Here is a 12,551-nt window from a genome sequence, read left to right as displayed (position 1 = left end):
GGACTATGGACTAAAAAAACTATATAAACCGGTTAATAATATTCTCCAGGTACTCCTGTTTGCCACTTGTTACAGCAGGCTCACCCGTTTCAATAGCGTAAGCACGAAGATCTTCTAATGTTAATTGACCCTGCTCGAAAGCCTTTCCTTTACCCCCATCAAAGGAAGCATAACGCTCCTGCTTTAATTTACGGTAATCAGAATTGGACAGGATCTTATCGGCCGTGATCAAGGCCCTGGCAAATGTATCCATACCGCCAATATGCGCATAGAACAAATCAGCAGGATCCGTTGACGCGCGACGGATCTTCGCATCAAAATTAATTCCGCCACCCTGCAAACCGCCTGCTTCCAGGAAGATCAACATCGCTTCCGTTAATTCATTTAAATTGTTGGGAAACTGATCGGTATCCCAGCCATTCTGGTAATCCCCCCGGTTGGCATCCAAAGATCCCAATACACCTGCATCAGCTGACACCTGCAGCTCGTGCTGGAACGTATGTCCTGCAAGGGTGGCATGATTTACTTCTATATTGATCTTAAAATCGCCTAATAAGTCCCACTGGCGCAAGAAGCCGATTACGGTTTCGCAATCATAATCGTACTGGTGCTTGGTAGGCTCCATGGGTTTCGGCTCGATCAGGAAAGTTCCTTTAAAACCATTTTTACGTGCATAATCTTTGGCTGTATGCAGGAAACGCGCAAAATGCTCCTTCTCCCTTTTCATATCGGTATTGAGCAAGGTCATATAGCCTTCTCTTCCACCCCAGAAAACATAACCGTCCCCACCCAGTTCTATAGTGGCATCAATGGCCGCTTTTACCTGGGCAGCTGCATGCGACAAAACCTGAAAATCAGGATTGGTAGAAGCCCCGTTCATATAACGCGGATTAGAGAATACGTTGGCAGTACCCCATAATAATTTTACACCACTATCGGCCTGCTTCTGTTTGGCATAATCTACTACAGCCTGTAATCTTTTATCATTCTCGTTTACATCCGTTCCATAATCCACCAGGTCTATATCATGAAAACAATAAAACGGCAGGTTCATTTTAGTGATAAACTCAAAAGCAGCATCCATCTTGTCTTTCGCCCTTGCTACCGCATCAGCTTTGCTGTTCCATCCAAACACATGGGTTCCCGGGCCAAAAGGATCGTTACCATCATTGCAGAACGAATGCCAGTAGGCACAGGCAAAACGAAAATGCTCTTTTAATGTTTTTCCCGCCACTACCCTGTTGGCGTCATACCACCGGAAAGCTAATGGGTTATCGCTTTCCAGACCCTCATATTGTATTTGGGGAATACCTTTAAAGTACTCCTGATCGCCTAATAATACGCTCATAATTGAAATTTATATTTTAAGTTCTAAATATTGAATAGCAAAATCGTTTTATCAAAAAGGCCAGGCCGTTCCTATCTCCATAAGTTAACTTTACTTCCCTGTTGCACAAATTTGCCTTTAGCCGTAATAAAGATGCACAGACCGAAAAGTTTTAAAAAATAGATTAAAGGGCTTAGACCTTAATCTATTCAATTCTCCTATTTTATCAACTATTATTTACGCTGCATCGCTCTTTGAGCGGCCTTTACAATACTGGCAGCATTGAGGCCATATTTTTCCATCAGCTCCGCAGGTTTGCCGCTTTCTCCAAAAGTATCGTCGGTAGCTACAAACTCCTGTGGAACAGGATCCTGTTTGATCAGTAATTGAGCAATGCTATCTCCCAAACCGCCAATCCTGTTGTGCTCTTCCGCACTAACCACGCACCTGGTTTTAGCAACAGATTTAAGAACCGCCAATTCATCCAAAGGTTTGATAGTATGGATGTTCACCACCTCGGCTTTAATACCCATTTCCTCTAGTTGTTCAGCGGCTTGTATGGCTTCCCAAACCAAATGCCCGGTAGCAAATATGCTTACATCTGCCCCTTCGTTTACCATCCACGCTTTACCTATTTCAAAAACCTGATCTTCCCCTGTGAAGATCGGTACTACCGGGCGGCCAAACCTAAGGTAAACAGGCCCTTGAAAATCAGCAATAGCTATTGTTGCAGCCTTCGTCTGATTATAATCACAAGGATTAATCACAGTCATTCCGGGTAACATTTTCATCATGCCTATATCTTCGAGGATCTGGTGCGTAGCACCGTCTTCTCCCAATGTGAGCCCGGCGTGTGAAGCGCATATTTTTACATTCTTCCCACTGTAGGCAATACTTTGCCTGATCTGGTCATAAACCCTGCCTGTGGAAAAATTGGCAAAGGTTCCGGTAAAAGGTATTTCACCTCCAATAGACATACCGGCTGCAATACCCATCATATTGGCTTCTGCAATTCCCACCTGTGTAAATCTTCCGGGGAATTCTTTAATAAAGGCCTCCATTTTAAGAGAACCAATCAGGTCGGCACAAAGCGCCACCACTTTATCATTTCTTCTAGCTGCTTCCACTAAACCGGCGCCAAAACCAGACCGGGTATCTTTCTTTTCTGTAAATGTATATTTAGTCATTATAAGCTATTTAAATTATTGGGTAGTAGGATCTTAATAGTCTGACAGGGTTGAGGAAAGTTCAGACAGCGCCATGTTAAGCTGCTCATCGTTGGGCGCAATGCCATGCCATTTATGTGACCCCGTCATAAAGCTTACGCCATGTCCCATATTTGTATGCATTAAAATAACAATAGGCTTACCCCTGAAAGTCCTGCTCTTTGCAAAGGTTAGTGCTTCTACTATTTCCTTCATATTATTTCCCTCCAGCTCAATTACCTCCCATCCAAAGGCCATCCATTTGGCCCTTAAATCGCCCAGCGACAATACATCGTTGGTAGAACCATCTATTTGCTGTCCGTTCACATCAATGGTAACCACCAGGTTATCTATCTTTTTGGCAGGAGCAAAAAGAGCCGCCTCCCAGATCTGGCCCTCCTGCAGCTCACCATCCCCATGTAATGAAAAAACCAGGCTGGTTTCATTTCTTCTTTTTTTTGTAATCGCAGCTCCTATGGCCACTGAAAGACCCTGACCTAATGAACCGGACGACATTCGTATACCAGGCAATCCTTCATGCGTAGTGGGATGTCCCTGCAACCTTGAATTAATCTTTCTGAATGTGCTGAGCTCTGCAGGATCAAAATAACCGCTACGGGCGAGCACTGCGTATAATAGCGGCGATATATGCCCGTTGGACAGAAAGAATAAATCTTCATTTACGCCCTCCATACTGAAAGATGTATCGTGATTCATTATTTTAAAATAAAGGGCTACCAAAAAGTCTGTGCACCCCAGCGATCCGCCCGGATGGCCAGACTGACAGCCATGAACCATGCGTACAATATCACGCCTTACCTGGGTTGCCAGATCTTCTAACCCGGCAATTGAAAGTTCTCTACTCATTTGAAAATTGGTTAAAAAATTTAATAGATCCGACCAGGATTTGACTAAAGCAGTATTGCTACGGACAAAAATATGTATAAATAATCAAAAATGAAATCGGTTGCATTTATTTTGCTAAGAAATCTTTCTATTCTTCCGATTGAGCCCTATATTGCCGGCGACATTTTTTTTACTTTACTTGCATGAACAAGGCAATTACGATTTACGATATTGCAGACCTGCTCGGCCTGTCTCCCGCTACTGTAAGCCGGGCGCTGAAAAACGACCCACGGGTCAATTCCAGAACAATAAAAAAAGTTGCTGAAGCTGCCGATGCAATGGGATACCAGGGTAACCCGTTTGCCAGGAGCCTGCGGTCTAATAAAACACATATCATCGGCGTCATACTTCCCCGTTTGGCAAGTCATTTTATGTCTTCAGCCATATCGGGAATTGAGAAGATTGCAAATCAACATGGTTATAATATAATCATAACACAATCTGACGAACTGCACAGTAAAGAGATTATCAATGTAAAGACGATGTTCCAGAACAGGGTAGATGGCCTTATTGTATCGCTTTGCTTTAACAGCCCCGACGTAAACCACTTCAAAAACTTTTTTGATAAGGATATACCGGTCATCTTTTTTGACCGTGTTCCGGATAGTTACGAATATCCAGCAATTACCATTGATAATGTATCGGCTTCATTTAAAGCTACAGAACACCTTATTTTACAGGGATGCCAGTACCTGGTACATATGACGGCAAATACAAACTTCCACATCTACAAGGAGCGATATGAAGGATTTAAGCAGGCGATGTTGAAGTACGGAAAGAAAGTTACCGACAGAAATCTTCTTTTCAATACATTAGATCATCAGTCGGGGCTAAACGCAGCTGAACAAATAATAGCTATGAAAAAGCGTCCTGACGGTATAGTTGCAGCTAACGATAACGGCGCTGTAGCCTGCATGATTGCCCTGAAAAGTGCTGGTATAAGAATACCGGAAGACATCGCTTTCGTTGGGTTCAACAATGACCCCGTCGCTGAAATAGTAGAACCGAAGCTATCTACCGTAAGCTATTCAGGGTATGACATCGGCTTAATCGCTGCCCAAAATCTGATTCAGCAACTTCTATATCCAGACACTAAAAAAACACTCAGGATAATCATCCGTTCTGAGCTTATTATCAGGCGGTCCTCAATAAGATCTATTTAACTTCCAATGTATGCCGGTTAATCATTCAAAATAACAATAAAAACAAAATAAAAATACAATCGATTGCATATTTTTGTATTTTTGCTTTTCAATCGTTGATTGCAAAAATTTCAATCGCTTTTACGCAATCGCAAGGCCAGGGAATTTTTACTCTTTGGCCTGTTTTATTTTAAAAACGATGGCTATAACCGTTTGCCGCCCGATGCATTCACCCCATTGTAGTTTTTGCTCAAGATATATGGGGCCGGTACCAATGAATAGATATTAACAACAAATACCCAAAGGCATTTATCTAAAAATTTATCGAAATAATGCTTATTCCAGGCCTATTTGCCTCAGCATATTTTGCCCGGTCGGGTCTTAAAAATTATAATCCTACACCGGCACGATTATATATTTAAAAATATTCTAAGACTCTGTATTCGGTTTATTCTCATCACTAGCTGACCTGTCAGGCGATTTTTGCTTTTTGTATTCAGACGGAGTTAGATTGAACAGCTCCTTAAAGCTTTCACGAAAATATTTTAAATCATTGAAGCCTGCATCAAAAGCAATCTGGGAAATGGTTTTATTAGAGTACAGTATAAATTGCGCTGCTTTTTTCAACCGGACGGTACGAATGAACGTAGATATATTTTGCCCGGTTAATGCCTTCAGCTTGGTATATAGCACGGTTCTGCTCATATACATTTTGGCTACGAACATATTGGCATTAAACTCCGGGTTCTCTATATTTTCTTCAACCAAAGCAATAGCTTTCTCCAGGAAAATTTCATCAGGGGAGCTAAGATTTAATTTCCCAGGCTCTAAAATGGCGTCTTTTTTAAATTTAAGAGCCAGGTTGGCCCGTGTTTTTAAAAGGTTGGCCACATGTATACGTAATATATTGGCATCGAAAGGTTTGGTAATATAGCTATCTGCACCAATCGAATATCCTTTTTGCTGGTGATCAGGTGAAGTTTTGGCCGTGAGCAAAATGACAAAAATATGGCTGGTGATTAAATTACCTTTAATGGCATTACATAACTCGAACCCATTCATCACCGGCATTTCAACATCACTTATTATAAGATCAACCGGGTATTTTGCTGCCAGCAAAAGTGCTTCGTCGCCATTGCCGGCAGTTAAAACATTGCAGGAGTCAATAAATATTTGTCGAATGAATTGCAGCACATCGGCATTATCTTCCACAATCAATAATAGGGGCCGGTCCTGAACTGCAATAGCGCCTTCCGTTCGTATGCCCGGTTCATCATTCAGTGCCTTATAATCCCCGGCAATTGCATCCACCATTAGGTCGTCCAGGCTGTAATTTAGCCTGCCGGCTCGCTCATTTTTTGAGAAGTGTTGATACCCCTGCCTCAAAAATACCGTGAAGCAAGTGCCCTGCTCGGCAGAGCTTTTAACGGTAACCGCACCTTTATGAAGTTCAACCAGTTTTTTTACTAACGATAATCCAAGTCCCGATCCCTGGTATTTGTTTTTATGATCTAATTGATAAAACGGGTCGAATATCCTTGCCATCTGATCAGCAGACAGAACATTACCAAAGTTAATCACGTCGATAGCTACATAGTTTTTAAAAGCTGCCTGCTGGTTGCCGGTGGAGCTAATCTTAATAGTAATGCTTTTGCCGGCATTTGTAAATTTGAAAGCATTTGCCAGCAGGTTAAAAAGAACCTTTCTTATTAAAACCTGATCAAACCAAATCCCGGGAATATCGTTTTCAACAATTAGGTCAAAGCCTATATTTCTGGTAGCCGCAAGCGCATCGAATGACATTTTGATGTCTTGCATAAAATGAACCAGATTAGCCTGCGATGCTTCCAGCTTCTGTGCGTTTGATTCCATTTTTGTAAAATCAAGTACTTCATTGATCAATTGCAGGAGCATGCCGGCATTTCTGTACATGATAGCATGCTGCTGCTTAATGTGCGCATCACCTTCGTTCTTATCCAACATCTCTTTCAAAGGTCCGACAATAAGTGTCAGCGGTGTACGGAAATCATGCGAAATATCGCTAAAGAGACTCAATTTCATCCGGTTCCTTTGTTCGATGCGTTCCGTTTCTCTTTTCTCCCTCACGCGTAACACAATTAACTTCCTGATGTATAAAGCAACGGCTAAAAGAATTGCTGTATATATAGCATAAGCCCACCAGGTTTGCCATGGTGCAGGTTGTACTTTTATTGCAAGCTCATCTCCTTCCTCGTTCCATATCCCATCGCTGTTAGCGCCTTTTACTTTAAAAATGTAATGGCCCGCGGGAATATTGGTATACACTGCCCTTCTTTCATTTTTTACATATATCCAGTCCCGATCCATGCCTTCCAGCTTGTAAGCAAATTCGCTTTTTTCAGGATACATGTAATTCAGGGCAGTGAATTCAATACTGAAATTATTCTGATTGTAACGAAGGCTAACTTCCGGAATCGCATCCGTTATTCGCAGGTAGGGCATATTGTTTACTTCGAGGTTAGCAATATCAATCACAGGCACAAAATTATTTTTTTTAATTGCGGCAGGATTAAAATACGTGAGCCCGTTAATCCCTCCAAAATAAAGTTCCCCGCTGCGTGACCTGAAGAAAGAGCCATAATTAAACTCATTGCCCTGAAGCCCGTCCTGCTGGCTGAAGTTTTTGATCTTTCCGGAGGAAATTTCGAGGCGACTGATACCATTATTAGTGCTTACCCAGATATTGCCCGTTTCGTCGGCTAATATACCGTATACAATATCGTTGGGAAGTCCTTCGCCCGTACCATAAACCTTTGCTTCATTTTTTTCGGGATCATACATGAAAACACCATTACCTTCTGTACCTATCCAGTATATATTAAAAGCATCAATAAAAACGCAGTTTACATATAATGGTGTATTGCGCTTAACAATCTGCTCCAGGGGTATTTTTACTCTTTTTTTTGTACGGATGTTGATCGTTTCAAGCCCGTTATCTCCGCCAATGGCCAGCACCTCGGGATCTGCCGTTTGGGCTATGCTCATAACGGTTCGGATATCATTATCTGTTTTGGTTAACTCCTGCTTCCTGGTATTATAAAAACACAGGCCTCCGGTTAAAGTGCCAATCCATATATTTTCGTTCCTGTCCTCCAATAAAGTCAAAACCTTATATCCTTTCAGGGGAATGGCACCGGGAGCGCTAAAGTCAATTTTTTTAAACCGGAATGGTTGTTGAGACGGGTCAAGTACATTAACTCCCCCATCATGCATACCCAGCCAGATATGGCCGTTGCCGGCAGCAATAACTGACTTCACATTATTGGCAGCCAGACTGTGAGGGTTATCAGGCTCATGTTTGAAATAGCTGAACCGCAGCGAATTTTTATCATACACATTCAGTCCTCCGCCTTCTGTGCCTATCCACAAATTCCCCTGCAGGTCTTCTGCTATTCCGCTTACAACTTTATAGTTAAGCTTATTAGGTGCATTACCAAAAGAAATGCTTTTGAAGGTTCCGATATCTTTATTATAATAATTAAGTCCATCGGCCCAGGTTCCGAGCCACATATCGCCCCTGGAATCACGGATGATCTTATAGATGGAATTTTGGCTAAGACTGGTGGCGTTGTTTTCATCGTGAACAATATGACTGATCTTACTATGTGCGGCATCCAGGATGTACAGACCGGCGTAGCTGCCGATCCACAAATTGCCGGTAAGATCTTCACAAATACTGCGAACAGCTGACGATACAGCTATTTTGCTATTGAATTCGAAATCGCTAAAGCTTCCGGTTTGAGGGTTATAAACAGCCAACCCCTGCTCGTATCCTAACCATATGGTATTTTTTCTATCGATATATAAAGTGGGGAGGTCATTGAAATGAATATTGTTACTGCTCTTACGCGGGTAGGGTATACGACTGAATGTTTTTTTAGCCAGGTTATAAACATCGATAAATTGAGTATTGCAGATCCATACAGCGCCATCCTTTGTTTTCAAAAAATAACGCGTGCTTTTATTGCTGAGATCATTGGAACCGTCAGGCTTGATGATCTGTTCTACCCGGTTGCTTTTGATATGAATCTGTATAATACCATCATCCGTGGCCGCCCATAGCAAGTCTCGATTAACCTGTATTATACTCCGAACAATAGCGTCAGGACCACCCCGTCCTTGCTTAGGGAGCCGGAACCTTGTAAAGTTATCAGTGCGTGGATTGTACCGGTTAAGCCCTGCTTGTGTACCTATCCATAAGTTGCCATAATCATCTTCATAAATAGAATGCACATTATTGTTACTCAGGCTGGCATCATCTGTTGCCATATGCCGGTATACAATAAACTTCTGACCATCAAACTTATTCAGTCCGTCTCTTGTTCCAAACCATAAATACCCTGTTTTATCCTGTACAATCGCCATAACAGATCGTTGGGATAACCCGTTGGCTGATGTAAAATGCTTAAACTTCAGATCTCCCGGCAAAGCCTCGCCCTGTTGTGCCGTTGATATGAAGCAGCAAAAAAACAAAAGAATAAAGATAAATTGAAGCCTCATTACTACTCTTGAACTTGTATCGCCCCGGTTCATCGCGTTCTTTAAGAACAACGGCTTAAAGCCTGGCAGGCATCTCAAAAAAAATATTCAAAAATAAACAACAGCTATTAGGAGCCCAACACTGTTTTTTTGAAGTGGCCACAACATACATAATAACCCTTGAATTTTGCACCTGTCGGTGAATAATTATATTTATGATTACAGGCCTTTGCTTTTTAGCCGTATCAGTGCCTCAATATAATAGTAATCGGCGTAATTTAAAGGCACATCAATTTCATTCCCGTGAGGAATGCTACCCACGCTATGCATCAGCAAAAAATTATGATTCTGTCCGTGCAGGGCACGAAACGAGTCGGACGATAAACCATTCATTATATGCTGCGCATCTTTCAGATATTTGTTGCCTGTATAGCTGCTCAATTCCACCAGGGCCGAAGCGATGATAGCAGCTGCCGAAGCGTCTCTTTTTTCGTTAGGTATATCAGGAGCATTAAAGTCCCAGTAAGGAATCCCATCCTTGGGGTAGTTAGGATGGTTAAGAATAAAATGTGCTATTTTCTCCGCAAAATCAAGGTACTTCCTGTCACTGGTGTAGCGATAGCACATGGTATAGGCATACAATCCCCAGGCCTGACCTCTTGCCCACGCGCTTTCATCAGCAAAGCCCTGTGCTGTTACTCTTGCGTTAATTTCGCCACTCACGGGGTTGTAATCCACTACGTGGTAGGAACTACCATCGGGCCGGTAATGATTTCGCATTGTCGTATTGGCGTGTGTAACAGCTATACTTTTATACCGGTCATCCCCACTTATAACCGATGCTTCAAACAACATTTCGAGATTCATTAAATTGTCGATAATGACCGGGAATTTCCAACCTCTTTCACTCTGCCAGCCTCCGTCTACGTCCCAGCTCTGTATACAACCTACATTACTGTTAAAGCGGGTAGCCAGGGCATGTGCAGCATCCATCAAAACCTCTTTATAAGCTTCTTCTTCCGTAACCCGGAAAGCTTTACCATAAGAATTATTAAAGATAAAACCCAGATCATGATCAGTTGTGAGATCCTTATGTGCCTTAAACAGCTCCTGGGCACGGATGGCTGCTTCTTTCCACCTGGGATCCTTTGTGTCTTCAAAAAGCATCCAGCAGGTCCCCGGCCAGAAGCCCTCTGTCCAGTCATATGAAGAAGTTATCCAGCGAATCTCGCCTTTTTCAGTGGTTCTCGGGTTTTTATTGACCGTTGCAGCCGCATCCCGCAAACCGCGTAATTGTTTTTCAGCCTCTTTTAAGCGTATTTCGCTTACACCTGCTGGTTGACATCCACCTGCCATCATCAGCATAGCAATCAAAATAAAATGGATAGTCTTCTTGATTTTTTGCATAGTATTTATAGTTGTCAATCGAATATTAATTATTACAATATGTTTCATACGGGATTATAAAAAAAGTAAGCAGGAATACAGCAAGTATCGTATCAGCAATTTGTCCCTCTGTTTGCCCGGCAAGTTATATTATTTACCACTGCAGCAGGGTGGACTAAATGCCTGAAAGGGGGGTGTAAAATGACGAAGTCCGGAGCTGAAAAGCCGGCTAATCGTTTTTTTTGCATCTATTTGCGCCCAATGATCAAAAACCCCCTCTTTTCGGACACTTACCCCATGCCTGACCGATGGATGGATGTATATATTTGCTCCGCATAATGCCTGTAAGAGTCCAAAACATTTTACGGCTTCGATTTTTTAAACGATTGATATATGGAAAGAAACAACCTTTTACTGCTGTTTTGTCTGCTAATGTTGCTGTCATGCCGAAAGTCTGCCGGACCCCAGGCAATTAAAGCTCCGGCCAATTTAAGGTATATACAAATTGCCGATGCCCGTGAAGGAAAGGCCGTAGTGACATTTGCCCCCACTATTGAAACGGGAGGCTTGTTGCCAGTTTTTGAAATTGAAGGAGTTAAAGACAGCGCCGGAAATTTATTAGATGCATCTTTTTTAGAATATGTTAGTATCGGCGAAAGTATACATAGCAGTGTTAACATCAGCGAAGGATTGACGGACGAAAATGGCACTTCTATTAAAGCCATCCCGGTAGTTAATTCGGCATCCAACGGCGTTATCACCATTGCAACAGGACATAAATTCACCGCAGGAGATTATTACTTTATAATTAAAGTATCTACCCAGCATAACGGAATGGAATATGCGACTGTTTTTGACAAGGGCTTTCATTTGCATGTTGCGCCCTTGTTACCAGCCACCCTTGTATATTCGCCCAAAAACCAAAATCTGGTATATGGTAATAGCAGCAGTAAAACCACTGCACCCATTATGCCTAATGCCAACCCCGACGTTTCGTTTGAGCTTGCAACCGGGGCTGACAAGCTAAGGATAGACAACAAAACAGGTTCCATATCCATTGCACCGGGGTACGCCTATTCAAAATATGATACATTAAGGCCCTCTATAAAAGTGGTAAGCAATATAAGCGGTGAGGCGGTTTTATTTGAAAATAAGATTACCACTATCATTACCGACAAACCGGAAATAATGCCGGTTGAAACTATTTATTTCTTTTACCCTACACTAAAAACCACCGGGTCCTTCCCCACCGGAGGCGAAGGCTTTTCAGTACAGGTGATACAGGCTGGTAACGGTGACGATATGTGGGGAGAAGTAGACAATAGTAATGGCAGAGCGCTGGTGGCTCCAAACGAAAGACCTAAGGAAAACACTACTCAAACTGTACTGGAAACACAAACCCACAATTCATCGAATGTAACCAGGCCAACAACATCCTGGATGGTTACCACTCCCCAGGATTTAACGCCATTTCAATATGGCTATCAATTATCATTTAATTATTATTATATGCCGGCCTTCCAGACTTATATGTCCGATGGACGTACTCCTACGGATCTCGAGGTCTATATTTCTACTGATTACGCCGGCGGTAGCATACAGGATGCCGAGGGTAACTGGCTCAATGGCACCTGGACCCGCGTAAATGATGATATCGTATGTCAACGATCTGAAGGAGTAAATAGCAGCTCTGTTTCGACCGGCGCCCCCTGGGGACCGCAATTCACCGGTACCCCTTATCCCGGCGACCAGAAAGGAGCCGATCCGGACCATAAAAAAAGGCCGGCCCTGGGAACTTTTTATGGTAAATGGGTGAAATGCACTTATAATATCTCAACCAACCAGCTGTCTCCAACATTTACGGTTGCTTTTAAAGTAGCATCTTATTTTGAAGGCGAACTGAGAAATAATACCGCAGCTCCGGGAAGAGGCGGTATTTACTTCCTGTCTGATTTTAATTACAGGGCAGTAGAGCCGTAGAACTGATAACACAGGACAGTATCAGCCCTTATTTAACTCTACCATACGGGCCAGGCTAGCGGACCATTCCCGAAAGCTGTGCTATAT

7 protein-coding genes are annotated in these 12,551 nt (G+C 42.6%); 2 read left to right on the top strand and 5 right to left on the bottom strand.

Going from position 1 to position 12,551, the window contains the following annotated elements; genetic code table 11:
• Nucleotides 1–19: 19 nt before the first annotated feature.
• From xylA to U0035_RS00930, 3 genes are all read right to left on the bottom strand, one after another.
• Entirely contained in the window at nucleotides 20–1,348 is a 1,329-nt protein-coding gene (gene xylA, locus U0035_RS00940; RefSeq protein ID WP_327138714.1) for a xylose isomerase, read from the bottom strand.
• Between the two features lie 212 nt (nucleotides 1,349–1,560).
• Nucleotides 1,561–2,514, bottom strand: coding sequence for a transketolase family protein (locus U0035_RS00935; RefSeq protein WP_114791436.1), 954 nt, complete (start codon nucleotides 2,512–2,514; stop codon nucleotides 1,561–1,563).
• Nucleotides 2,515–2,547: 33 nt separating this feature from the next.
• Nucleotides 2,548–3,399, bottom strand: coding sequence for a transketolase (locus U0035_RS00930; RefSeq protein WP_114791435.1), 852 nt, complete (start codon nucleotides 3,397–3,399; stop codon nucleotides 2,548–2,550).
• Between the two features lie 182 nt (nucleotides 3,400–3,581).
• Here U0035_RS00930 and U0035_RS00925 point away from each other — a divergent pair, with 182 nt between their 5' ends.
• Nucleotides 3,582–4,601, top strand: a complete 1,020-nt coding sequence (locus U0035_RS00925) for a LacI family DNA-binding transcriptional regulator (protein ID WP_114791434.1) — start codon at nucleotides 3,582–3,584, stop codon at nucleotides 4,599–4,601.
• 408 nt (nucleotides 4,602–5,009) lie between these two features.
• Here the strand turns inward: U0035_RS00925 and U0035_RS00920 are convergent, their stop codons facing one another.
• Entirely contained in the window at nucleotides 5,010–9,119 is a 4,110-nt protein-coding gene (locus tag U0035_RS00920; RefSeq protein WP_114791482.1) for a two-component regulator propeller domain-containing protein, read from the bottom strand.
• Between the two features lie 198 nt (nucleotides 9,120–9,317).
• Complete coding sequence (locus tag U0035_RS00915; RefSeq protein WP_114791433.1) at nucleotides 9,318–10,505, bottom strand: glycoside hydrolase family 88 protein; 1,188 nt, start codon at nucleotides 10,503–10,505, stop codon at nucleotides 9,318–9,320.
• A 372-nt stretch (nucleotides 10,506–10,877) separates the two neighbouring features.
• Between U0035_RS00915 and U0035_RS00910 the strand changes: the two genes are divergently transcribed.
• Nucleotides 10,878–12,464: a hypothetical protein gene (locus U0035_RS00910; RefSeq protein WP_114791432.1), complete on the top strand. Its 1,587-nt coding sequence runs from the start codon at nucleotides 10,878–10,880 to the stop codon at nucleotides 12,462–12,464.
• Nucleotides 12,465–12,551 lie beyond the last annotated feature (87 nt).

The sequence above is a fragment of the Niabella yanshanensis genome, assembly GCF_034424215.1.
GTDB lineage: Bacteria > Bacteroidota > Bacteroidia > Chitinophagales > Chitinophagaceae > Niabella > Niabella yanshanensis.
The sequence above is the reverse complement of the archived record's forward strand: the minus strand, read 5'-3'. Positions and strand labels throughout refer to the sequence as shown.